Source organism: Streptomyces sp. NBC_00490 (assembly GCF_036013645.1).
In the GTDB taxonomy this organism is placed as follows: Bacteria; Actinomycetota; Actinomycetes; order Streptomycetales; family Streptomycetaceae; genus Streptomyces; species Streptomyces canus_F.
Window position 1 is genome coordinate 1,426,336 of record NZ_CP107869.1, and the last position, 23,004, is coordinate 1,449,339.

Here is a 23,004-nt window from a genome sequence, read left to right on the forward strand (position 1 = left end):
GAGGCGAGGACGAACGGCCCATGGCACTGCAGATCAGCGCGACGAACCCGGAGCACCCCGCGCTCCTGCTGGAGCTGCCGTGGGACGTGCCCCTGGAGCAGTGGCCGGAAGAGGTCCTGGTCCCGCTGCCGCGCGGCATATCCCGGCACATCGTGCGCTACGCCCGCGCCGGCGACGAGGTGATCGCCGTCAAGGAACTCGCCGCGCGGCCCGCCCTCAACGAGTACGACATGCTCCGCGACCTCGACCGGCTCGCCATCCCCTCCGTGGATCCGCTGGCCGTCGTCACCGGCCGCACCGACCAGGACGGCAACCCGCTGGAGTCCGTCCTGGTCACCCGCCACCTGGGCGGCTCGATGCCGTACCGGTCGATGTTCGAGACGACGATGCGGCCGGCGACCATGCACCGCCTCATGGACGCCCTGGCGGTCCTGCTCGTCCGACTGCACCTGGCCGGGTTCGCGTGGGGCGACTGCTCGCTGTCCAACACCCTCTTCCGCCGGGACGCGGGCGCCTACGCCGCCTATCTCGTCGACGCCGAGACCGGCGAACTGCACCCCCAGCTCAGCAACGGCCAGCGCGAGTACGACCTCGACCTCGCCCGCGTGAACATCAGCGGCGAGCTCCTCGACCTGGAGGCCTCCGGGGCGCTGCACCCCTCCGTCGACCCGATCGAGTTCGGCATGGAGATCTGCGCGCGCTACCGCGGCCTGTGGGGAGAGCTGACCCGCACCTCCGTCTACCCGGCGGGCAAGTACCACTACATCGAGCGCCGGATCCGCCGTCTCAACGAGCTCGGCTTCGACGTGGCCGAGATGCAGATCGAGCACGCCGCCAACGGTGACACGGTCACCTTCGTGCCCAAGGTCGTGGACGCCGGCCACCACCAGCGCCAGCTGCTGCGGCTGACGGGCCTGGACACCGAGGAGAACCAGGCCCGCCGGCTGCTGAACGACCTGGAGAGCTGGATGGCCACCCAGGACGACTACGCCCCGGGCGACCCCCTCGGCGCCCGCCCCGAGGTCCTCGCCCACCGCTGGGTGCGGGACGTCTTCCGCCCGACCGTGCGCGCGGTGCCGCTCGAACAGCGCGGGTCGATGGACCCGGCGGAGATCTACCACGAGCTGCTCGAACACCGCTGGTACCTGTCGGAGCGGGCGCAGCACGACATCGGCCTGGACACGGCGGTCGAGGACTACATCAAGAACGTCCTGCCCACGGCGCGGGAGACGCTCCAGCCCACCGTCGAGGCCTGACTCAGACGGGCGGGACGACCGCCACCGGGCACTCGGCGTGGTGCAGCACGCCATGGGCGACGGAGCCGATCCGGGCGCCCACGGCGGTGCGGTGGGCGCGCCGGCCGACGACCATCAGCTGGGCCCGCCCCGTCACCGACAGCAGTACCTGTCCCGCACTGCCCATCTCGACGTGCTCCACCACCGGGACGTCGGGGAAGCCCGCCCGCAACGGCTCCAGGGCCGCGGCCAGCGCCTGCTGCTCGCGCGGCTCCAGACCGCCGGCCTCGTCGAGCAGCTTCAGCGAGCCGGGGCTGTAGGCGAACACCGGCGGCAGGGTCCAGGCCCGTACGGCACGCACGGTCGCCCCGCGCGACGCGGCGGTCTCGAACGCGAACCGCAGAGCGGCGGCGCTGTCCTCCGGCTCGCCCTGCTGGCCCACGACGACCTCGCGGCCCGCGGCCTCGGCGACAGGCTGGTCCCCGGCACGTACCAGGACGACGGGCCGCGTGGTCTCGGCGATCACCTGCTGTCCGACCGAGCCGAGCAGGAACCCCACGACCGGCCCGTGGCCGCGCGAGCCGAGCACCAGCATCTCGGCGTCCGCCGACGCGTCGACCAGCGTCTCGACGGCGGCGCCCTCCAGGACGTCGGTGGTCACGGTGAGTCCCGGGTAGCGCCCGGTGACGGCCCGGGTCGCCTCGGACACCGTCTCCCGCACCCACCCGGCCTGGGTGTCCGGGGTGGCCACCTCGACGGCGTCGTACGCCTCGAACCGCCAGGCCTGCACCACCCGCAACGGCAGGTCGCGGCGGACGGCCTCCCGGGCCGCCCAGTCCAGCGCGGCGAGGCTCTCCTCGGATCCGTCGACTCCTGCGGTGATCGGGCGCGTCATACGGCTGTCTCCCTGTGTCGTGGCCACGTCCGTCGGGCCGGGTCTTCACTACGCTGACTGTATGAGCCTGGTGTGGGAGCAAGTGAACGTGGATGCCCGCGACGCGGAGGCCCTGGGCCGCTGGTGGGCCGAGGCGCTCGGCTGGGTGGTCGTGAACGACGCCCCCGACGAGTACGAGATCCGCCCGGACAAGGACCGCCTGCCCGGCCTGCTCTTCAGCCCGGTCCCGGAGGGCAAGACCGTCAAGAACCGCCTCCACCTCGACCTCCGCCCCGACGACCAGGCCGCCGAGGTCGCCCGCCTCCTGGCACTCGGCGCCCGGCACACGGACGTCGGACAGGGCGAGCAGCCCTGGGTGGTGCTGGCGGACCCCGAGGGGAACGAGTTCTGCGTGCTCGGCGATCACCGGCCGCGAACCTGAGCGGAGCGGAACTTTCGAACATACGATGGGCCGCAGTCGCAGCCGAACCTTCGGGGTGGGAGACGTATGGCACAGGCCGCCGAATCAGCGCGGACCGTCATCCTGACCGTGGACGACGACCCGGGGGTCTCCCGTGCCGTCGCCCGGGACCTGCGGCGGCGCTACGGCGAGTCGTACCGGATCGTGCGCGCGGAGTCCGGTGAGTCCGCGCTGGAGGCGCTGCGCGAGCTGAAGCTGCGCGGGGACCTGGTGGCCGTGATCCTGGCCGACTACCGGATGCCGCAGATGAACGGCATCGAGTTCCTCGAGCAGGCCCTCGACGTGTATCCCGGCGCGCGCCGCGTGCTGCTGACGGCGTACGCGGACACCAACGCGGCGATCGACGCGATCAACGTCGTGGATCTGGACCACTATCTCCTCAAGCCGTGGGACCCGCCGGAGGAGAAGCTCTACCCGGTCCTGGACGACCTCCTGGAGGCATGGCGGAGCAGCGCGTACCGCCCGGTGCCCGCCACCAAGGTCGTCGGGCACCGCTGGTCGGCGCGCTCCTCGGACGTGCGGGAGTTCCTGGCCCGCAACCAGGTGCCGTATCGCTGGTACTCGACCGAGGAGCCCGAGGGGCAGCGGCTGCTGGCCGCCGCGGGCCAGGACGGACAGCGGCTGCCGGTGGTCATCACCCCGGACGGCACTCCCCTGGTCGAGCCCGAGGCACCCGATCTGGCCGCGCACGTGGGCCTGGCCACGACACCCACGGCGGACTTCTACGACCTCGTCGTCATCGGCGGCGGCCCGGCCGGACTCGGGGCCGCGGTGTACGGCGCCTCGGAGGGCCTGCGGACCGTCCTCGTGGAGCGGTCCGCGACCGGCGGGCAGGCCGGGCAGAGCTCACGCATCGAGAACTACCTGGGCTTCCCCGACGGTGTGTCGGGCGCCCAGCTCACCGACCGGGCGCGGCGGCAGGCGGCCAAGTTCGGCGCCGAGATCCTCACCGCCCGTGAAGTGGCCGGCCTGGAGGTGAACGGGGCGGCCCGTACCGTGCGGTTCTCGGACGGCTCCGCGGTCGCCGCGCACAGCGTGATCCTGGCGACCGGTGTGTCGTACCGGCAGCTGGAGGCCCCGGGCTGCACCGACCTGACCGGGTGCGGGGTGTACTACGGCTCGGCTTTGACCGAGGCGTCCTCCTGCCAGGGACAGGACATCTACATCGTCGGCGGCGCCAACTCCGCGGGACAGGCGGCGATGTACCTGTCCCGGGGTGCCAAGTCGGTGACGCTGCTGGTGCGCGGCCCCGACCTGTCGGCGTCGATGTCGCACTATCTGATCCAGCAGATCAGCGAGGCCCCCAACATCTCGGTGCGCGCGCGTACCGTCGTCGAGTCCGCCCACGGCTCCGGCCATCTGGAGCAGCTCACCCTGCGCGATGTGGACACCGGGGAGACCGAACTCGTCGACGCGCAGTGGATGTTCGTGTTCATCGGCGCGGCGCCGCTGACGGGCTGGCTGGACGGCACCGTGCTCCGTGACGACCACGGCTTCATCCTGTCCGGCCCCGACCTGACCGCCGACGGACGGCCGCCGGCGGGCTGGGAGCTGGACCGGCCGCCGTACCACCTGGAGACCAACGTCCCCGGCGTGTTCGTGGCGGGCGACGCCCGCGCCGAGTCCGCCAAGCGGGTCGCGTCCGCCGTCGGAGAGGGAGCCATGGCCGTGATGCTCGTCCACCGGTATCTGGAGCAGTCATGAGCGGGCAGCTCGTGCCGTGCAGCCCCGCGGAGATCGGGGCGCTGTTCCTGTTCGAGAAGCTGTCCCCCGAACAGCTGGGGCAGTTGTGCAGTTCCGGACGGGTGGAGAAGTTCGAGCCCGGGCCCGTCTACACCGAGGGCGAGCCCGCCACCTGCTTCTACGTGATGATCGAGGGCACGGTCGTGCTCTCCCGCCGGGTCGGCGGCGACGACGTGGAGGTCACGCGGACCTCGCAGCGCGGGGTGTACGCGGGGTCCATGCAGGCCTACCTCGGGGACCGGGTGCAGCAGGTCTACAAGAACTCCATGCGGGTCACGGAGCCGACGCGGTTCTTCGTGCTGCCCGGTGAGAAGTTCTCGGACTTCATGCAGGAGTGGTTCCCGATGGCGGTCCACCTGCTGGAGGGGCTGTTCTTCGGCTCGCAGAGCACCCAGCGGGCCATCGGCCAGCGTGAACGGCTCCTGGCGCTCGGCTCGTTGTCCGCCGGTCTCACCCACGAGCTCAACAACCCGGCGGCCGCCGCCGTACGGGCCACCGCGACCCTGCGGGAGCGCGTGGGCAAGATGCGGCACAAGCTCGCCGTCATCGCCCAGGGGAACTACGCCCCCGAGGTCATGGCGAACCTCATCGACATCCAGGACCGCACGGCCGAACGCGTCGCCAAGGCGCCGACGTTGAGCCCGCTGGAGGCCTCGGACCGTGAGGACGCGGTCACCGACTGGCTGGACGACCACGACATCCAGAACGGCTGGCGGCTCGCCCCCACCTTCGTCCAGGCCGGTCTCGACGTGGACTGGCTGGACCAGGTCGCCGCGGCCGTGGACGAGGACCTCCTGCCCAACGCGATCGGCTGGCTCAACTACACCGTCGAGACCGAGCTGTTGATGGACGAGATCAACGACTCCACCAATCGCATCTCGCACCTCGTCGACGCCGCCAAGCAGTACTCGCAGCTCGACCGGGCGCCCTTCCAGAACGCCGATGTGCACGAACTCCTGGACAGCACCCTGCTGATGCTGTCCGGCAAGATCGGACAGCGGATCAAGATCGTCAAGGAGTACGACCGGACGCTCCCGAAGATCCCGGCGTACCCCGCGGAACTCAACCAGGTGTGGACCAACCTGATCGACAACGCGGTCGCCGCGATGAACAGCGCGGGCGGGGAAGGCACCTTGACCGTGCGGACGGCGCTCGATCACGAGCGGCTGCTGGTGGAGTTCCGGGACACGGGGCCGGGGGTGCCGCAGGAGATCCGCAGCCGGATCTTCGATCCGTTCTTCACCACGAAGCCGGTGGGCGAGGGGACGGGGCTCGGCCTCGACATCTCGTGGCGGATCGTGGTGAACAAGCATCACGGGACGCTTCAGGTGGAGTCCCGGCCCGGGGACACGCGGTTCCAGGTGCTGCTTCCGCTCACCGCCGCGGAGAGTGAGACGAGCGAGGAGTGGGAATGACCGAGATCCAGGGACTCGACGCCGCCGTGCCGCCGAGCGGGAACGGGTGCGTCGAGTGCGATGCCGCGGGTGGGTGGTGGTTCCATCTGCGCCGGTGCGCCCAGTGCGGGCATGTGGGGTGCTGCGACTCCTCGCCCGCCAAGCACGCCACGGCACATTTCCAGGAGACCGGGCATCCGCTGGTGCAGAGCTTCGAGCCGGGTGAGCAGTGGTACTGGAACTTCGCGACCAAGGAGATGTTCGAGGCCGGGCCCTCGCTCGCGGCACCGGACAGTCATCCGGTGGATCAGCCGGCGCCCGGCCCCGAGGGACGGGTTCCGGCGGACTGGGCGAAGACGTTGCGGGGTTAATTGACCCGGGGGCTCCTGTGCTTTGGTGACAGGATGTCTTTGTGCCTCCGACCTCCTTTTCTTCCCCACTCATCGGCCGTGCCGACGAACTCGCCCGGCTCGACGGTGTGCTCGCGCGCGCCCGCGGTGGTGAAGCGCGCGCGGTTCTGATCGCCGGGGACGCCGGAGTCGGCAAGACGCGGCTCCTGGGCGAAGCCGCCGAGCGGGCCGCCCGTGCCGGGATGACCGTGCTCACCGGGCACTGTGTGGACCTCGGTGACGTCGGACTGCCCTATCTGCCGTTCACCGAGGTCCTGGGGATCCTCGCCTCCGACGAGCGGTTCGCTGCCGTGCTGTCGGGGCATCCGGTGGCCGGGCGGCTGCTGGGGGGCGAGGGCGACGGCGGACGGTTGCAGCTGTTCGAGGGCATGGCGGGGCTGCTGGCCGATCTGGCCGATGTCGCACCGCTGTTGCTCGTGCTGGAGGACCTGCACTGGGCCGACCAGTCCTCGCGGGACCTGCTGAGGTTCCTGCTCAGCCGGGGCATCCTGCAGCGGTCGGCGGGCGGGGCGCCCACCCATCGGCTGGCGATCCTCGCGTCCTACCGGGCGGACGATCTGCATCGCCGTCATCCGCTGCGGCCGCTGCTGGCCGAGCTCGTACGGCTGCCCGCTGTGGAGCGGCTGGAACTGCGGCCGCTGGGCGACGCCGAGGTGACACGCCTCGTGCAGGCGCTGCAGGACCGGCCGCTGCCGGACGCCACGGTGCGGGGCATCGTGGCGCGGGCCGAGGGCAACGCCTTCTACGCCGAGGAACTGGTCGCGGCCACGGACACCGAGGCGGGCGGGGTGCCCAGCGGGCTGGCCGACGTGCTGCTCATCCGGTTCGAGCAGCTCTCGGAGACCGCCCAGCAGGTGCTGCGTACCGCCGCCGTCGCCGGGCGCCGTGTCGAGCACGCGCTGCTGCGGGACGCGGTCCGGCTTCCCGAGGACGAGCTGGAGGCGGCGCTGCGGGAGGCCGTCGGACGGCAGCTCCTGGTGCCCGGGGACGGGGACACGTACTCCTTCCGGCACGCACTGGCCCGCGAGGCCGTCTACGCCGATCTGCTCCCGGGTGAACGGGCCCGGCTGCACGGCGCGTTCGCCCGACTGCTGGCCGGGCACGGGCACCGGGCCGAGTCCGCCGCCGAGCGTGCCCACCACTACCGCGAGAGCCATGACCTGGCCGAGGCGTTGGCCGCCTCGCTGGAGGCCGCGGACCACGCCCAGCGGGTCGGGGCGCCCGCCGAGGAGCTGCGGCACCTGGAGGCGGCCCTGGACCTGTGGTCGGCGGTGGAACCGGCCGCGCGGCCCTCGGACGAGCGGGTCACGCTCACCCTGCGTGCCTCCGCGGCGGCCGCGCACGCCGGTGAGCTGCACCGCGCGGTCTCCCTCACCCGGGCCGCGCTGGCCGGTGCCGACCAGGACGCCGACTCCGAACTCGCCGCCCGCGTCCGCTACACGCTCGCCGGGAACCTGATCGACGTCGACAACCTCACCGCGGCGTTCCGGTACAGCAGCGAGGCGCTCGCCCTCATCCCGGCCGATCCGCCGTCGCGGACCTGGGTGTGGGCGGCCGCCACCCATGTCATGGCGGCCCGCCATGTCGGCGAGAACGAGACCGCGCTCCGCGTCGCCCGCGAGGCCCTGCGCGTGGCCGAGCACCTGGACGCGAAGGACGCCCGGGCGGATCTGATCATTTCGCTCGCCGCCCTCGAGAGCGGCGGCCGCGGCACCCCGGAGGGCCGCGGACGCATCAGCGAGGCCAGGGAGTTGGCCCACGCCGCCGGCAACGCGCCCGTGGAGATGCGCGCGCTGTTCAATCTCGCCATCGGCTCCTACGAGACCGGCGACCTCGATGAGGCGCTGCCGCTGCTGGCCGAGGGCCTCGACCGGGCCCGCCGGGCCGGGCTGCTGTCCTCGGCCTACCCCCGGGCGATGCGCCATCTCCAGCTCGTGGTGCTCTACACGCTGGGCCGCTGGGACGAGTGCCTGCGCGCGGTGTCCGGCAGGGCCGAACTGCCCGTGCTCAGTGGGTACGCGGCCGGGCCCGCGCTCTATGTCGCCCTCGCGCGCGGCGACTTCACGGCCGCCGACCGGGCCCGCGCCCTCCTCCAGGGGCCCTTCGACTGGATGGCCACGCTCGTCGCGGGTATCGCGCTGACCGAGGCGGCGGCACTGCGCGGCGACGCCCAGGCCGCGGTGGAGCAGCTGTGGTCGACGGTCAAGTCCCTCACCGACGACGCGGGCACACGTCCCGACGTCACGGTCCGGCTCGCCGCCCGCGCACTGTCCGCGGTCGCCGACACGGCTGCCGGGCTGCGCCTCACCGGCGACGAGGCGGGCACGGGACGGTGGAAGGCCACGGCGGACGAACTGGTGGAACTGGCCCGGCACACGGCCGCGCGCGGGGAGGACGGCACTCCGCAGGGGCCGGAGGGACAGGCCTGGCTGGCGCGCGCCGAGGCGGAACGGGTCCGGGCGGTGACCGGGCCGGACGTGGCGGCCTGGGAGAGGACGGTCGCCGCGTTCGACTTCGGTGACACCTACGAGCACGCGCGCTGCCGACTCCGGTACGCCGAGGCCCTGTTGGTGGCCGAGCGTCGCGAGGAGGCGGCCGTCGAGGCCGGTGCCGCGCGGGAGACGGCCGTACGGCTCGGGGCCACCCTCCTGCTGGAGGAGGCGGACACGCTGATACGCCGGGGCCGGCTGTCGGCGGCACCGAAGAACGCGGGCGGCCCCTCACCGCTGACCGCCCGCGAGCAGGACGTGCTGCGCCTCCTCGCGCTGGGCCGCAGCAACCGGCAGATCGGCGAGGAGTTGTTCATCAGCGGCAAGACGGCGAGCGTGCACGTCTCCAACATCCTGGCCAAGCTGGGCGCCGCGAGCCGTACCGAGGCGGTGGCCGTCGCCTATCGGGAGGGCCTGATCGCCCCGGAGTGATCAACGGTCCGGGCAGTCGAGGCTCCGCAGGTCGACGGCGTCCGCCATGGCCTGCATGCCCTTGTCGTTGGGGTGGATGTGGTCCCCGCCGTCCAGGGCGGGGAGCATCCGCTCCTGGTCGTAGGGGCTGCGCAGGATCCGGTCGAAGTCGGTGACCGCGTCGAACTCGCCGCTGTTCCTGATGAACGCGTTGACCTCCTGGCGTACGGCCTCGGCGGCCGGGTCCCACTCCGGCCAGCCCTTGAACGGCGCGACCGTGGCGCCGACCACGCAGGTGCCGGCCGCGTGCGCCCGGTCGACGATCTCCCGGTAGCCGTCGATCAGGTCCTCGGCGGTGACGCCGGTGTGGGCCTTGATGTCGTTGACGCCCTCGAAGAGGAACACGGTCCGCACACCGGGCTGGGAGAGCACGTCCCGGTCCAGCCGGTTCAGGGCGCTCTGCCCGGCGCCGTCCGCCAGTACCTTGTTGCCGGAGATCCCCTCGTCGGCCACGCCCTTGACCGCGTTCCGCGACTTCTGGAGCCGACGGGCCAGGTAGTCGGGCCAGCGGCGGTTGACGTCCGTGGTGGACTGCCAGCCGTCGGTGATGGAGTCACCGAGAGCGACCACGGCACCGGCGTCGGCGCGCACCGACACCGCGTCCAGGTAGAACCAGGAACCGGCGGTCTCGGTCCAGTGCGCGCCGCCCTCCTCGGCGGTGTGGTCGCCGCGGGTGGTGTACGACGTCTGCATGGCCATCGAGTGGCCGGTGAGCGGGCCCGCCGCGTCCGGCGTGTGGACGCTGACCACCAGGTCGGTCCCGGCGGCCAGCTTCCCCGGCAGCGGGTCGCTGTACGCCGTGGCGCCGGGCGGGACGGTGACGGACGTCGAGCCGTCGAAGGTGAGCCGGCGGTTGGTGCGGCGGACGAGTTCGGGGCCCTCCTTCCGGATGCCCGCGTAGACGCTGTCGAAGGTCACCGGTCGGTCGCCGAAGGCGTTGGAGAGCCGGATGCGCGGGTCACGGCCGGCGACGCTGGTGTGCACGACCATGCGGTAGCCGCGGTCGGCGGCCGCCTCACCGATGCGGTCGGCGCTCGCGCCCCAGGTGACGACCCCGTCGGGCGGGCTCTGGGCGGCGGCTCGCGCCGGTGCGGCCTGGAGGACGGCGGCCATGAGCGTGACGACCAGCAGTCGGCCGGCCCGGGCGGGGCGGCCCGTCATCGGTCGAGGTCCTTGAGCGTCACGGACGCACCGGGCTCCAGTGCCACGGTCCGGGAGGTCCCGGCGTACGCGACCGTCGTGGTGCGGCCGCCGATGCTGCGGATGCGTGCCTCGGTCGGTTTCCCATCCCGCCACCGTAGATCGACGACGAAACCGCCGCGGGCACCGGCCCCGGTGAGGGAGCCGGACTCGGCCCACGCGTCCGGGAGGGCGGGGAGGAGTTCGAGGTGGCCCGGGCGCGAGTACAGCAGCATCTCGATCATCGCGGCCGGGGTGCCGAAGTTGCCGTCGATCTGGAAGATGCCCCGGCCCTGTTCCACCTCGTAGATGTCGAAGAGGTTGAAGGCGGTGCCGTTGCTGCCGTCGGTCGAGGGACGGAGGTTGTTGACGACCAACTGGTAGGCGTTGTCCGCGTTCTTGAGCCGGGCCCAGCACAGGCTCCGCCAGGCGTTCGCCCAGCCGAAGCTCTCCATGCCGCGCGCGGTGAGCAGGGCGGTGGCGCCTTCCACGAGGGCGGCGGGGGTGGAGTCGTCGGGCCGGATACGGTCGCCGGGGAAGAGACCGACGAGCGGGGAGAGGTGCCGGTGGGTGGTCTCGCCGAGGTTGTCGGGGGACATCCACTCCTCCAGCCAGCCCGTGGTGGGGCTGACCCGCGGCAGATACAGCCGTTTGCGCAGGCCCGCGATCCGCTCAGCGAGGCCGGTGTCCCGCTTCAACTCCGCCGCCGCGGCACAGAAGTTGCCGAAGAGCGACCGGACGAGTTCCTGGGCGTAGGTGATGCCTCTTGCGTCGAGCGGCCCGTGCTCGGGCGACCAGTCGCTGTCCGCGACGAGCACCTCCTCCGAGGTGCCCGGGAGGGTGACGGTGAGAAGCCGGGCCTCCCAGAACTCGCAGGCGCCCTTGAGCAGCGGGTAGATCTTCTCCAGATGGGAGCGGCGCCCGGTGAACTCGTAGTGCTCCCAGAGGGAGTCGCACAGCCAGGCGTTGCCCGCCGGATGCCACCACCAGCCCATCCCGCCGTGGATGTTGGTGGAGACGGCGACGGTCCAGCCGGCCACCTTTCCGGTGGAGTTGCGGTAGCGGTTGCGCGGGTCGTTGAAAAGGGTCCGGGTCAGTTCGGTCCAGGAGGGGAGTTGGTCGACGCAGTAGTCGGTGAACGCGTCGAAGCACTCGGACAGTCCGGCCCGGTCGGCCATCCAGTAGTTCATCTGGAGGTTGATGTCGGTGTGGTAGTCGCCCATCCAGTCCGGGTCGTTGCCGTCGAGCCACAGCCCCTGGAGGTTGAGGGGCAGGCTGCCGCGTGAGCCCGCGATCATCAGATACCGGCCGAACTGCAGGTACTGGGCCTCCAGTTCGGGGTCGGGCACGCCGTCCCGGGCGCGCGCCCGGATCCGCTCCCAGGTGTCGAGGGAACGCTGCTCCTCGGACGACGCGCCGAGGGAGACGTCGAACTGCCCGAACAGGGCGCGGTGGTCGGCGACATGGGTGCGCAGCAGGGTGTCCGCCGTGTGGCGGGCGGCGGCCCGGACCTTGGTGCGGGCCAGCCGCTCGGGGTGGAGGGAGGGGTCCCGGTAGTGGGCCGCGGCGTCGGGCGCGTAGTTGGTGCCGCCGCTGAGCACCACGGTGAGGTCCTTGCAGCGGGCGAAGGAGATGCCCGAGCCGCCGACGGTGACCGCGCCACCGGTGCCGTACGCCGTCACGGCGGCCCCGTAGCGCAGCCCGTTGGCGAAGGCCGCCCCGAACGACACCGCGCTCCCCTCGCCGTGCGTCCCCTCCAGCGTCACCGTGCCGGAGTACCGGCCGCCTCCGCTCTGGGACAAGTGCAGGACGATCACGTCGTCGGGCCGGCTGGCGAAGATCTGCCGCCGGTACGTCACTCCGGAGCGGACGTACGACGTGGTGATCACGCCTCGGTCGAGGTCCAGGGTGCGGCGGTAGCCGGAGACCGCGGACAGGTCGTGGCCGGGGATGTCGACGGCGAGCCGGGCGAGCAGGGTGAAGGAGCCGAAGTCCTGTCGGCCGTAAGGGAATTGGCCGTCCGCGTCGAGTGTGTCGTTGAGGCCGCCGGTCCACATCGTGGCGTCGGTGACGAGAAGGAGTTCGCGGCCGGGGTCGTTGCTCGCGAGGGCGCCGAGACGGCCGTTGCCGAGGGGCAGGCCCTGTTCGATCATCGAGTGCTCGTCGGCGGGGGCCTGCCACCAGAGCTCGTCGTGTGCGGCGATGTCGTACGAGACGTCCGGCCTCTGAGGTGCGGCCGAGGCGGTGAAGGCGGGGAGCGTGGCGAGGGCTCCGGTCGCGGTGGCGAGGGCGAGGAGGTCGCGTCTGGACGGTTCGGGGGTCATGGCGGCTCCTGGAGGGTCGTTCAGGACGACTTCGGTACGTCGATCCGGTCGATGTCCGGCGCGTAGCCGGTGCCGCTGTCGAAGGTGATCGTGTTGGCGCCGGCCTTGAGCGTCACGGGCACGTACACGCTGGACACGGTCCCCCAGTCGCCGGTGGCGGGGAGCTTGTGGCGGGTGGCGCCGCCGGCGTTCGCCGAGACGTCCACCGAGCGGGCGTCGCCGCTGATGTACGAGACCTTGATCTGGTAGGTCCCCGCCCGGGCGACGACGACGTCATTGAAGGTCAGCCTGCCGCCGAGGTACACGTTGCCGACCTTCTTTCCGTCGGAGCAGGCGGAGCAGTCGGCGACGGAGGCGTTGCCGGCGAGGGTGTTCGTGGCGGACTCGGCCTCGATGCCCGTCCAGGTGAGCTGTTCTCCACGCGGGGTGACCGTGAACAGGCGTGAGCCGTGGGCGGGCAGGGCCTGGGTGATCCTGTTCCTGTACGTGCCGAGGTTCTCGTGGTTCCAGAGGTCCCGGACCGTCGCCTTCCCGGTGAACCCGAGGGTCGTCCAGTCGGCGGTCACGGCGGCGGGGGCGTCGGCGAGGTTGAACAGGGCGACGGTGTAGGTGCCGTCGGGGTTCTTCGCGGCCCACACCTGCTGGGGGTCGGACGGCGTGACCGGGTGTGCGGGCGGGGCGGCGCCCTGGTTGAGGGCGATGACCTCACGGTTGGTCAGCAGGGACAGGCCGTAGGAGTCGAGGCGGGTGAGGTCGTCGCCGGTGTAGAGGGGTGACTTGGCGATGGCCCACAGGGTGGCGTAGCTCTGCCGTTCCGCCTTGGTGAGACCGTCCATCTCGCCGTTGCCGACGTCGAGGGCGTCGAGGTCGTTCCAGCCGCCCGGACCGGCGTGCCGGGTCCAGGCGGGGGTGTCGTCCCAGCGGTCGTCGACGGAGTTCTCCCAGCTGACGAGGGTGTTGCAGTAGCACTCGACGTCGGTGTCGACGCGCCAGCCCTGGGAGTACTTCTTCCAGTCCGCGGCGTGGCCGATGTCGAGGGACCAGGAGAGTTCGAGGTGGATCGGGCGGCCGGTGGCGGCGATCGCCTTGTGCCACGCGGCCACGTCGGCAACGTTGTCGTACTGGTCGCCGCTCTTGCCGGAGCCGGGGCCCACGCCGTCGAGTTTGAGGAAGTCGTAGCCCCAGTCGGCGATCAATTGGGCCTGGGAGTCGATGTACTTGGCGGTGCAGGGGCGGGAGAAGTCGAGTTTGTAGGAGCTGTCCCAGCCGTTGGTGGTGCGCAGGTCGCCGTGGACGATGTCGGCGGTGGTGCAGCCGTCGGCGTTCCGGATCGGCATCCGGCCCTTGCCGTAGGCCCCCTTCTCCAGGCCGGCCGGCAGGTAGATGCCTGCCTTGAGCCCCTTGGCGTGGATGCGGTCGGCGACGGCCTTCATGCCGCTGGGGAAGCGGACCGGATCGGCCTTCTGGCGCCCGTACTGGTCGAACCCTGACTTCCAGGTCTTGTCCATCCACCAGCCGGCGTCGATGTTGACGTATTCGTAGCCGAACTTCTTGAGCTTGGCGGCCATCGCGTCGCTCTGCTTGAGGACGTTGGCCTCGGTGAGGTAGCTGTAGTCGCCGTCCGGGTTGAGGCCGGGGTACTTGGACGACTGCATGCTCCAACTGGTCCAGCCCATGTACGGCTTGGCGGCGAGGGCGGGGGCGGCGGTCTCGGCGCCGGCCGTCGGTGCGACGGTGACGGCACCGGCGGCGAGGGCCAGGACCACGAGGGCTCTGAGGGTGCGTGCGGGCATGACGGAGTACGAGGATGACCGCATGGGTCGTACCTCCTGGGTCGTGGGAGTTATGTGTCGGCTCGGACGAAGGACTGGATCGCGGTGGCCGCGGCCCCGCGGGCCCACTCCTCGAAGGGCAGTGGGCGGGTGAGGACATCGCACTGGGCGGCGGAGCCGAAGGCGGCCGCGACGAACGCGTCGCGGATCTGTCCGGCGAACAGGTCGTAGGCGGCGAGCCCCTCGCCGGAGATGATCACGCGTTCGGGACCGAGGAGGTTGGCGACGGTGGCGATGCCGCGGCCGATCGCCTCCCCGGCCCGCGCGTACACCTCGCGGGCTCCGGCGACGCCCCGGCGGGCCAGGGCCAACGCCTCGGCCGCGTCGGCGAGTTCGACGCCGGTGATCTCCCGGATCCGGCGGACGATCGCGGCCTCTCCCGCGATCGCCTCCACGCAGCCGCGGTTGCCGCAGTGGCACAGCGGGCCGTTCGGGTCGACGGTCACATGGCCGATCTCGCCGGCCACGCCGTGGGCTCCGGCGACCACGCGGCCGTGCACCACGAGGCCGCAGCCGATGCCCGCGCCGACGGTGACCACGGCGAAGTCGGACAGGCCCGCGCCGGCGCCGAACCACTGCTCGGCGACGGTCAGGGCGCGCACGTCGTTGTCGACGGTGACCGGCAACCCGGTGGTCAGGGCGACGAGTTCGGCGAGGGGTACGTCGCGCCAGTCGAGGAACGGCGAGTAGCGGACGGTGCCTTCGGCCCGGTCCACGTCTCCGGAGACGGCGACGCCGAGGCCCAGTACCGGGACGCCGTCCGCCTCGGTCAGCAGGTCCTGGACCAGGTCCGCGACGGACGCCAGCACCGCCTTGGCCGCACGGTCGGGCAGCGGCACACGGCGGGCGACATGGATGCGGCAGCACAGGTCGGTGAGGACGCCGATGATCTCGTCGCCGGTCACCTTGACGCCGATGAACAGGGCACGTCCGCCGTCGACCCGCACCAGGTTCGCGGGCCGCCCGAGCGAGGGGCGGGCCTCGTCGTCCGCCCCCTCCACCAGGTACCCGGCCTCGATGAGGGGCCGGACCGCCTTGGTGACGGCGGCCGCGGACAGGCCCACCCGGCGGGCCACCTCCAGTCGGGCGAGCGGGCCTTGGGTCAGGACGGTGGTGAACACCTGCGAGGCGGCGGGGGTGTTCACGGGGAACGTCTCGGCGCGGGAGATCGGGCGCATGGCCGGGAACTTAGAGGGGTTCTTTTCCGTCGTCAATAAAAGAAGCAGGATTCGTCGGTGACCGGGCTGTCAGTGCCGGGCGGCACAATCGCCCCATGACGACGATCAATTGGGCCGGGCTGACCCACGCCTACGGCAGCGCGGAGGACATCCCGGGGCTCTTCGCGCAGCTCGGCGGCCCTGCCGACGACAAGGTGTGGAGCGACCTGTGGTCCGCGCTGTGCCATCAGGGCTCGGTGTACGAGGCGAGCTGGGCCGCGATGCCGGTCCTCGCGGACATCGCGCGGGGCCGGGCGCCCGGCGAGCCGCTCCAGGCGGTGCTGATGGCCGGACTGATCACGACGGACCCGGACCCCGCCCGCCGCGAGCGCTGCGCCCACGAGATCGAGGAACTGCTCGGCGTCGCACGGGGACTGTTCGCCGCCCGGGATCTCGAGATGGGTGACTTCGTCTACCTCCAGATGGCCGTCCTGGCCTTCGAGGACGCCGGCGTGTGGGCCTCGGCGCTGGAGGGACTGCTCAACGAGGAGTACGAGCTGGAGTGCCCCGCGTGCGAGGACGGCCTCTTCGTCGCCTTCGGTTCGTACGGCCACTTCTGCGTGGCGGGCGACTATGTCACCGGCCCGGGCGCGGAGGACGAGGAGGGCCGGGCGCGGCTCCTGCCCGCGGATCCGGAACGGCTGGAGGGGATCGGCGCCCGGCTGCACCGGGAGGCCGTGGGGGCGGGCCGGCACGAGGTCGCGCTCGCCCTGACGTATGTCTTCGGCAGGGCCCACTGCCCCTCCTGCGACGCCGGGTTCGGTGTGTCCGACGAGGTGGAGAGACAGTGGGCCTGACCCGTGCGCTGTGTTGTCAGTGCCGGGCGGCCGGGGTGTTGGCCGCGGTCACGTTGACGGCGGCCCAGGACCGGTTCACCGCCTTGTACTCGGCGCTGCCCGCCCCGTAGAGGTCCTTCGCCGCCTTCAGGGTCGCCGCGCGGGCGTCGTGGAAGTCGGTGGTGGAGACCATGTAGCGGGTCAGGGCGCGGTAGTAGATCGCCGTGGCCTTGGCGCGTCCGATGCCCTTCGCGGGCAGGCCGTCGACGGTCGGCGAGTCATAGGTGACGCTGCCGATCTTCTTGCGGCCACTGCCCTCGGCGAGCAGGTAGTACGCGTGCGAGGAGACGCCGGAGCCGGCGTGGACCTCGGCGTCGTAGACGGCCGGTGACCAGTAGTCGATGGCGCCTTCGAGCACGTCCAGGGACGGCTTGTCGAGGCGGCGCAGGAACTTCTGGTCCAGCCCGAGCTTCTCGCCGAGCAGGTAGTTCGGCGGGTTCTTCGGGTTGTTGGCGCTGAACTCGACGTTCGAGCCGAAGATGTCGGCCAGCGACTCGTTGAGGGAGCCGGCCTCGCCGTACTGGTTGCCGTCCGCGTCCACGCGGGTGGGCTCCAGGCGGGCGGTGGCGTCCACGACGCCGTGGGTGAGTTCGTGGCCGGTGACATCGAGGACGACGAGCGGCTTCTTGAACATGTCGCCGTCACCGTCGCCGTACAGCATGCAGCCGCACGCCGGGTCCCAGAACGCGTTGGCCACCTTGTTGCCGAAGTGGACCATCGCCTTGGCGCCCTTGGAGTTGTTGGCGATGCCCTTGCGGCCGAAGGTCTTCTTGTAGAAGTCCAGGGTCTTGGTGATGCCGTACTGGGCGTCCACGGCGGCGCTGGCACGGTTGGAGACGGTGCCGTTGCCCCACTTGTTGGTGGTGCTGGTGAACTTCTTGCCGCGGGCGAAGTTCTCCAGTTCCCGGCCCTGCGCGTCCCGCGTCTCGGTGCCCCAGCGGTTGGGGTCCTTGAGGACATAGCTGCGGCTGGCGGTCTTCGTGGTGGTCAGTGTGACCTTGCCGGCGAAGAGGGAGTTGCCGGTGCCCGAGGCGGTCGCCGCGAGGGCGTCGGCCCGCGGGGCGGTGCCGGTGGCCGGGTCCAGCTTCTCGCCGCGCTCGCGCAGGGTGTCGATGAGCTGCGGCGAGAGGAACTCGTCGCTGTCCGGCGTGTTGCTGCGCACCTTGCCGGTGACGGCGTCGACGACGACCGTGCGGGAGCCGCCCGCCTCGGCGGTGGCACTGCCGGTGACCCGCACCTGGTAGGCGAGGGCCGATCCACCGTCACGGGCGTCGACGACGAGTTCCGCCGGTCCGGCGTCGCCCTTGGCGACCGCGGCGGCACGCTCCTGGGCCTGCCGGGCCGTCAGCTTGGCGCGGACGGCGTCGGGCCGGACGGTGTGGTCGGCCGCGCGGGTGACGCCCGCGTAGCCCAGCTGCTCGGTGAGGTGGACGACGAGGTCGCCGCCGAGGACCGGCATGCCGCGATGGGCCCGGACGAACCGGACGTGCCGGGCGCCCTCCGGGTCGATCAGCACATCCTGGGCCCGCAGTTCGTCGCCCGGGGCGACACCGGTGGCCGCGGTGTGGGCGAACGCTGCGGCGCGGGCCGCGTCGACGACGGACGTGGCCGTGACGGCCGGGGACTTCCCCGGCTGCCCCGTGGACGGGGCGGCGAAGGCCGTGCCCGCGAGCCCCGTGGCGGCCGTCGTCACCGCGACGGCGACGGCCAGGCTGCGTATATGGGGTCTACGCACTATGAGGGTTCCTTCGAGCGAAGGCGGCCGGGATCACCAACCGCCCTGGGTCATGGCGCTGTTGCGCGCCATGGGGGCTGGTCGGGCCCCCGGACGGAACCCTTACGGATGAGTCATGTACATGTAAAGCCTGAATAGTCGCTTTTCCAACAGTTCATGGCAATACTTTGCGAATCCGCAGCGCTCAGTGAGCAACGAGTGACCAACTGTGCGTCGACTGTGGAGATGTGACGGGGTGCGAGGAGGTTGCCCGGCGTACGTGTGATCGATCTCGCATCGAGGAGAAACGGGAGAACACTCGGATGACATCAGCAACGCTGCGCAGGGCTACGGTCTCGGGCGCGGTCCTGCTGTCCCTGCTCGCGGTCCCGGCCCACGCCACGGCCGACGAGAGCGGCAGGGCCCCGACGAGCGCCGCGGCCCTGCCCCAGCCCGACATCACAGGGCTGCGCGCCGTGCTGCGCACGGCCCTGCGGCAGGGCGCGCCCGGCGCGATGGCACGGATCGACGACGGCACCACCATCCACCGGATGGTCACCGGCCTCGCCGACCGCAAGACCCGACGGACCATCAGCACCCGCGACCGGTTCCGCATCGGCAGCGTCACCAAGACCTTCTCCGCCGTGGTGCTGCTGCAACTGCGCGACGAGAAGAAGCTGAGGCTCAACGCCTCGGTCAACCGCTATCTGCCGGGCCTGCTGCCCGACGACCGCATCACCGTGCGGCACATCCTGAGCCATCGCAGCGGTCTGTACGACTACACCAACGACATGTTCGCGAGGTCGGTCCCGGGCTTCGAGGCCGTCCGCACCAAGGTCTTCACCTACCGCCAGCTGGTGGACCGCTCACTGCGGCACGCCCGCACCAACAGCCCCGGCGCCGCCTACGCGTACTCCAACACCAACTTCGTGGTCGCCGGCATGCTCATCGAGAAGCTCACCGGCCACTCCGTGGGAACCGCCTACCAGCGCCGCATCATCGAGCCGCTCCACCTGCGCGACACGCTGTACGTGCACCCCGCCACGGCGATCCCCGGCCGCCACACCCGCGGCTACATGACGTCGGACACGGCCGGCGCGGCGCCGATCGACGCGACACGGCAGACGACGTCCTGGGCACAGAGCGCGGGCGCGCTCATCTCCACCGCCGGGGACCTCAACACCTTCCTGTCGGCGCTGCTCGGCGGAAAGCTGACCTCCGCCGGGAGCCTTGAGCAGATGCAGCGGTGGTGGAAGGTCAACAGCACCACGGCGTACGGTCTCGGCCTGCGCCGCCGCACCCTGTCGTGCGGGACGTCGGTGTACGGCCACACGGGCGCCGTCCAGGGTTACTACACGTACGCGTTCACGTCGAAGGACGGCAAACGGAGCCTCAGCGCGCTCGCCAACACCTCCAACAACGGGAACGTGCTCAACACGATGATGGGCACCCTGGAGTCGGCCTTCTGCGGCAAGCGGGCCGCGACGGTCCGAGGAACGGCACACGTCGAGCGGCACGAGGACATCGCCCCGGGCGTCGCGCTGGACTGACCGGGCGGGAACCCCGGTGACCGGGCGCACGTTCTTCGGACACCCCCACCGGGTTCCGTACGACGACACCAGGACGGCGCGATGACCGAGTTGGTCCCCGGGGGCAATCTGCCCCTCCCGGGCGGTGCCGTGACCGTCCGGGTGTCCGGCCCCTTCGATGTGTCCGCGCTCATCACCGACGACAGCGGCAGGGTCCGGGGCGACGGCGACTTCGTGTTCTACAACCAGCCGGCCGCCCCGGGAGCCCGGCTCTCCGGCGACACCCTGACCCTCGACCCGGCGCGGCTGCGCGCCGGCGCCACGCGGATCACGGTCGCCGTCACCCCCGCCGACGCCGGCACTCCCCTGGGCCGCCTGCCCGCGCCCACCCTCCACCTCACCGGCCCGGGCGGCCGCGCGCTCGCCCGGTTCGCCCCGCCACGCCCCCGCCAGGAGACGGTGCTGCTGCTCGCGGAGATCTACCGGCGCGGCACCGGCTGGAAGCTGCGCGCGCTGGGCCAGGGGTACGCCGACGGCCTGGCGGGACTGGCGCGGGACTTCGGGGTGGACGTCTCCGAGGAACCGGGCCCGGCCTCCACACCCCCCGTGGCCGTGCCGACGTCCGTGCCCCCGCCGATACCCGCACGGCCGCCCGTGGCCCCCCGCACACCCCCGAGCCGCGTCCGGCCGCACAGGCCCTCCCCCGCCCCCGACGCCTTCCTCGCCCTGGTCAACTCCGCCCGCGCCGCCATCGGTTCCCCGCCCGTCTCCCCCGACGCCCGCCTCACCTCCGCCGCCCAGGCCCACGCCTCCGCGATGGCCGCGGCCCAACGCCTCGGCGTCCAGGGCGCGGACGGCCTCTCCGTCTACCAGCGGCTCACCGCCACCGGATACGCGTACGTCACCGTCGGCGAACACCTCGTCTCGGGCCCGCGCACCCCCGCCGAGTTCGTCGACTACTGTCTGCGCACCGCCCAGCCCCGCCAGACCCTCGGCGACCCGGCCTTCACCCACGCAGGTCTGGCCCACGCCTCCGACAGCCGCACCGGCGACACCTACTGGACGGCGCTGTGGGCCAGGCCCCTCACCCCGGGCGACCTGAGCCGCACGGCGTCCGAGGTCGTCGACCTCACCAACCGCGAGCGCGCCAGGCACGGCCTGCCTCCGCTGACCGTCGACCCGTTCCTCACCACCGCCGCGCAGGCCCACAGCGCCGACATGATCGCTCGCGACTTCTACTCCCACACCTCGCCGGACGGCAGCCAACCCTGGGACCGGGCGGCCGCCGCGGGGTCGGGGCGGCGCTCGATCGGCGAGAACATCGCCTGCGGACAGCGGTCCCCCGCCGAAGTCGTGGAGGGCTGGATGAACAGCCCGGGCCATCGCGCCAACATCCTCAAACCCGGCTTCACCCATATCGGGATCGGCTTCGCGGGCGGAGGTTCGTCGGGCACGTACTGGACACAGCTCTTCGGCGCCTGAACCGACACACCGGTGGGCCCCATGGCGGAACGGAGACGTCCGGGACACCATGCCCCCATGAAGGGTGACCTCTTTTCCAGCGAGCACATGGTCCAGCCGGCCACGACGCCGGGCATGAACGTCGAGAACGCGAAGTGCATCAGGTACACGGTGAACGGCGAGATGCTCGCCCGGCAGGGCGCGATGATCGCCTACCGCGGCAACCTCCAGTTCGAGCGCAAGGGCCAGGGCGTCGGCGGCATGCTGAAGCGCGCGGTCACCGGTGAGGGGCTGCCGCTGATGACCGTGCGCGGCCAGGGCGAAGCCTGGTTCGCGCACGAGGCGCAGAACTGCTTCGTCGTCGAGGTCGACCCCGGCGACGAGTTCACCGTCAACGGCCGCAACGTCCTGTGCTTCGACGCCTCGTTGTCGTACCGGATCTCCACGGTGAAGGGCGCGGGCATCTCGGGCGGAGGTCTGTTCAACAGCGTCTTCACCGGCAGCGGCAGGCTGGGGCTGGTGTGCGAGGGCAACCCGCTGGTGATCCCGGTCTCGCAGCAGTACCCGGTGTACGTCGACACGGACGCGGTCGTCGGCTGGACCGCCGGCCTGCAGACCTCGCTGCACCGTTCGCAGTCCATCGGGTCGATGCTGCGCGGCGGGTCGGGCGAGGCCGTGCAGCTGATGCTCCAGGGTCAGGGGTACGTCGTCGTACGGCCGAGCGAGGCGACACCGCAGAAACCGCAGCAGCACTGAGCCGGTCATCCCACCGCCCGAAACCGTGTTGACCGGCGCCCCGCACCGCGCCAGGGTCGAAGCGGCGCGGATCGTCCGTGCCGGAAGGGTGAGGGTCTTGATCGGGATCTCCGACATCGAAGCCGCGGCCGAGCGGATCGCCGCACACGTGATCCGCACCCCGACGGTGCCGAGCCCCGGGCTGTCGGCACTGCTCGGCGCTCCGGTCACCGCCAAGCTCGAACTCCTCCAGCGCACCGGTTCGTTCAAGGCGCGCGGCGCGACGGCGAAGCTGCTCTCGCTCACCCGGACGGAGCGGGCCGCCGGAGTCGTGGCGGTCAGCGGCGGCAACCACGGCATCGCGCTCGCGGTGATGGCCGCGGCGCTCGACGTGAAGGCCACGGTCGTCATGCCGCGCTCGGCGCCCGCGCACGCCGTGGAGATCGCCAGGGACGCCGGTGCGTCGGTGCGGGTGACCGACGACATGGACGGCGCGTTCTCGCTGGTGACACGGTTGCGGGACGAGGGCCTCACCCTGGTCCACCCCTTCGACGATCCGCTCGTGATCGCCGGGCAGGGAACCGTGGGACTGGAGTTCGCCGAGGACGCCGGTGACCTCACCGACGTCCTCGTCAGCATCGGGGGCGGCGGACTGATCGCCGGTGTCGCGGCGGCGCTGCGCGCCCGGCGCCCGGGTGTGCGGATCTGGGGTGTGGAGACCGAGGGCGCCCAGGCCATGTCCGAGGCGCTGGCCGCGGGCGGGCCGGTGCCGGTCGCGCTGTCGTCGATCGTGTCCACCCTCAGCGCACCGTCCGTGTCGCGACTGACGTACGACCATGTGTCGGCCCTGGTCGACGAGGTCCTCGTGGTCACCGACCGGGAGGCTGTGCGGGGTTCGCTGCAGCTCGCCGATCACGCCAAGGTGTGGGCCGAACCCGCCGCCGGCTGTCTGCTGCCCGCGGCCCGGCGGGTGCTGCGTCAGGTGGGCGACGGCGCCCGGCTGGGACTGGTGGTGTGCGGGGGCAACGCCACGACCGGAGATGTCAAAACCTGGGCAGAACGTTTCGAATTGCTCTGACC

General features: G+C 71.8%; 17 protein-coding genes. 11 read left to right on the forward strand and 6 right to left on the reverse strand.

The genetic code is table 11. The features are described from left to right. Positions 1–20 precede the first annotated feature (20 nt). Positions 21–1,256 carry a DUF4032 domain-containing protein gene (locus tag OG381_RS06430; protein ID WP_327715133.1) on the forward strand — a complete coding sequence of 412 codons (1,236 nt, stop codon included), beginning with the start codon at positions 21–23 and terminating at the stop codon, positions 1,254–1,256. A 1-nt stretch (position 1,257) separates the two neighbouring features. On the opposite strand, the gene OG381_RS06435 is transcribed toward OG381_RS06430, so the two are convergent. Continuing rightward, positions 1,258–2,130: a universal stress protein gene (locus OG381_RS06435; RefSeq protein ID WP_327715134.1), complete on the reverse strand. Its 873-nt coding sequence runs from the start codon at positions 2,128–2,130 to the stop codon at positions 1,258–1,260. A 61-nt stretch (positions 2,131–2,191) separates the two neighbouring features. On the opposite strand from OG381_RS06435, the gene OG381_RS06440 reads away from it, so the two are divergent. The 5 genes from OG381_RS06440 (at position 2,192) to OG381_RS06460 (ending at position 9,058) form a co-directional block, all read left to right on the forward strand. Further along, the gene (locus tag OG381_RS06440; protein WP_327715135.1) at positions 2,192–2,551 is read left to right on the forward strand and encodes a VOC family protein; all 360 of its coding nucleotides are present in this window, start codon (positions 2,192–2,194) and stop codon (positions 2,549–2,551) included. A 66-nt stretch (positions 2,552–2,617) separates the two neighbouring features. Next, positions 2,618–4,294 carry an FAD-dependent oxidoreductase gene (locus OG381_RS06445; protein WP_327715136.1) on the forward strand — a complete coding sequence of 559 codons (1,677 nt, stop codon included), beginning with the start codon at positions 2,618–2,620 and terminating at the stop codon, positions 4,292–4,294. Further along, entirely contained in the window at positions 4,291–5,748 is a 1,458-nt protein-coding gene (locus OG381_RS06450; RefSeq protein WP_327715137.1) for an ATP-binding protein, read from the forward strand. Before OG381_RS06445 ends, OG381_RS06450 begins: the two co-directional genes overlap by 4 nt. Then, positions 5,745–6,098 carry a UBP-type zinc finger domain-containing protein gene (locus OG381_RS06455; protein WP_327715138.1) on the forward strand — a complete coding sequence of 118 codons (354 nt, stop codon included), beginning with the start codon at positions 5,745–5,747 and terminating at the stop codon, positions 6,096–6,098. Before OG381_RS06450 ends, OG381_RS06455 begins: the two co-directional genes overlap by 4 nt. A gap of 41 nt (positions 6,099–6,139) precedes the next feature. Beyond that, positions 6,140–9,058 (forward strand): helix-turn-helix transcriptional regulator, encoded by a 2,919-nt coding sequence (locus OG381_RS06460; protein WP_327715139.1) that lies wholly within the window; start codon positions 6,140–6,142, stop codon positions 9,056–9,058. Here the strand turns inward: OG381_RS06460 and OG381_RS06465 are convergent, their stop codons facing one another. Genes OG381_RS06465 through OG381_RS06480 form a run of 4 tightly spaced genes read right to left on the reverse strand, consistent with a single transcriptional unit; the run spans position 9,059 to position 15,610 of the window. Further along, the gene (locus OG381_RS06465; RefSeq protein ID WP_327715140.1) at positions 9,059–10,258 is read right to left on the reverse strand and encodes an SGNH/GDSL hydrolase family protein; all 1,200 of its coding nucleotides are present in this window, start codon (positions 10,256–10,258) and stop codon (positions 9,059–9,061) included. Then, positions 10,255–12,600, reverse strand: coding sequence for a glycosyl hydrolase family 95 catalytic domain-containing protein (locus OG381_RS06470; RefSeq protein WP_327715141.1), 2,346 nt, complete (start codon positions 12,598–12,600; stop codon positions 10,255–10,257). The genes OG381_RS06465 and OG381_RS06470 overlap by 4 nt, the downstream gene beginning before the upstream one ends. 20 nt (positions 12,601–12,620) lie before the next feature. Next, positions 12,621–14,417: an alpha-galactosidase D gene (locus OG381_RS06475; protein WP_327715142.1), complete on the reverse strand. Its 1,797-nt coding sequence runs from the start codon at positions 14,415–14,417 to the stop codon at positions 12,621–12,623. Between the two features lie 26 nt (positions 14,418–14,443). Continuing rightward, positions 14,444–15,610 (reverse strand): ROK family transcriptional regulator, encoded by a 1,167-nt coding sequence (locus OG381_RS06480; protein ID WP_327715143.1) that lies wholly within the window; start codon positions 15,608–15,610, stop codon positions 14,444–14,446. A 95-nt stretch (positions 15,611–15,705) separates the two neighbouring features. Here OG381_RS06480 and OG381_RS06485 point away from each other — a divergent pair, with 95 nt between their 5' ends. Beyond that, positions 15,706–16,446, forward strand: coding sequence for a hypothetical protein (locus OG381_RS06485; RefSeq protein ID WP_327715144.1), 741 nt, complete (start codon positions 15,706–15,708; stop codon positions 16,444–16,446). Positions 16,447–16,462: 16 nt separating this feature from the next. On the opposite strand, the gene OG381_RS06490 is transcribed toward OG381_RS06485, so the two are convergent. After that, positions 16,463–18,220: a M4 family metallopeptidase gene (locus OG381_RS06490; RefSeq protein ID WP_327715145.1), complete on the reverse strand. Its 1,758-nt coding sequence runs from the start codon at positions 18,218–18,220 to the stop codon at positions 16,463–16,465. A gap of 302 nt (positions 18,221–18,522) precedes the next feature. Here OG381_RS06490 and OG381_RS06495 point away from each other — a divergent pair, with 302 nt between their 5' ends. The 4 genes from OG381_RS06495 to OG381_RS06510 all read left to right on the forward strand — a co-directional run bounded on the left by OG381_RS06495 (position 18,523) and on the right by OG381_RS06510 (position 23,002). Next, positions 18,523–19,749, forward strand: a complete 1,227-nt coding sequence (locus tag OG381_RS06495; protein ID WP_327715146.1) for a serine hydrolase domain-containing protein — start codon at positions 18,523–18,525, stop codon at positions 19,747–19,749. 81 nt (positions 19,750–19,830) lie between these two features. After that, entirely contained in the window at positions 19,831–21,210 is a 1,380-nt protein-coding gene (locus OG381_RS06500; RefSeq protein WP_327715147.1) for a CAP domain-containing protein, read from the forward strand. Between the two features lie 57 nt (positions 21,211–21,267). Next, complete coding sequence (locus OG381_RS06505) at positions 21,268–21,945, forward strand: AIM24 family protein (protein ID WP_327715148.1); 678 nt, start codon at positions 21,268–21,270, stop codon at positions 21,943–21,945. A gap of 97 nt (positions 21,946–22,042) precedes the next feature. Continuing rightward, positions 22,043–23,002 carry a threonine/serine dehydratase gene (locus OG381_RS06510; protein ID WP_327715149.1) on the forward strand — a complete coding sequence of 320 codons (960 nt, stop codon included), beginning with the start codon at positions 22,043–22,045 and terminating at the stop codon, positions 23,000–23,002. The last annotated feature ends 2 nt before the right edge of the window (positions 23,003–23,004 follow it).

Coding starts and splice junctions, on each gene's coding strand:
- OG381_RS06430 (WP_327715133.1), top strand. CDS start 21: ATGGCACTGCAGATCAGCGCGACGAACCCGGAGCACCCCGCGCTCCTG.
- OG381_RS06435 (WP_327715134.1), bottom strand. CDS start 2,130: ATGACGCGCCCGATCACCGCAGGAGTCGACGGATCCGAGGAGAGCCTC.
- OG381_RS06440 (WP_327715135.1), top strand. CDS start 2,192: ATGAGCCTGGTGTGGGAGCAAGTGAACGTGGATGCCCGCGACGCGGAG.
- OG381_RS06445 (WP_327715136.1), top strand. CDS start 2,618: ATGGCACAGGCCGCCGAATCAGCGCGGACCGTCATCCTGACCGTGGAC.
- OG381_RS06450 (WP_327715137.1), top strand. CDS start 4,291: ATGAGCGGGCAGCTCGTGCCGTGCAGCCCCGCGGAGATCGGGGCGCTG.
- OG381_RS06455 (WP_327715138.1), top strand. CDS start 5,745: ATGACCGAGATCCAGGGACTCGACGCCGCCGTGCCGCCGAGCGGGAAC.
- OG381_RS06465 (WP_327715140.1), bottom strand. CDS start 10,258: ATGACGGGCCGCCCCGCCCGGGCCGGCCGACTGCTGGTCGTCACGCTC.
- OG381_RS06470 (WP_327715141.1), bottom strand. CDS start 12,600: ATGACCCCCGAACCGTCCAGACGCGACCTCCTCGCCCTCGCCACCGCG.
- OG381_RS06475 (WP_327715142.1), bottom strand. CDS start 14,417: ATGCGGTCATCCTCGTACTCCGTCATGCCCGCACGCACCCTCAGAGCC.
- OG381_RS06480 (WP_327715143.1), bottom strand. CDS start 15,610: ATGCGCCCGATCTCCCGCGCCGAGACGTTCCCCGTGAACACCCCCGCC.
- OG381_RS06485 (WP_327715144.1), top strand. CDS start 15,706: ATGACGACGATCAATTGGGCCGGGCTGACCCACGCCTACGGCAGCGCG.
- OG381_RS06495 (WP_327715146.1), top strand. CDS start 18,523: ATGACATCAGCAACGCTGCGCAGGGCTACGGTCTCGGGCGCGGTCCTG.
- OG381_RS06500 (WP_327715147.1), top strand. CDS start 19,831: ATGACCGAGTTGGTCCCCGGGGGCAATCTGCCCCTCCCGGGCGGTGCC.
- OG381_RS06505 (WP_327715148.1), top strand. CDS start 21,268: ATGAAGGGTGACCTCTTTTCCAGCGAGCACATGGTCCAGCCGGCCACG.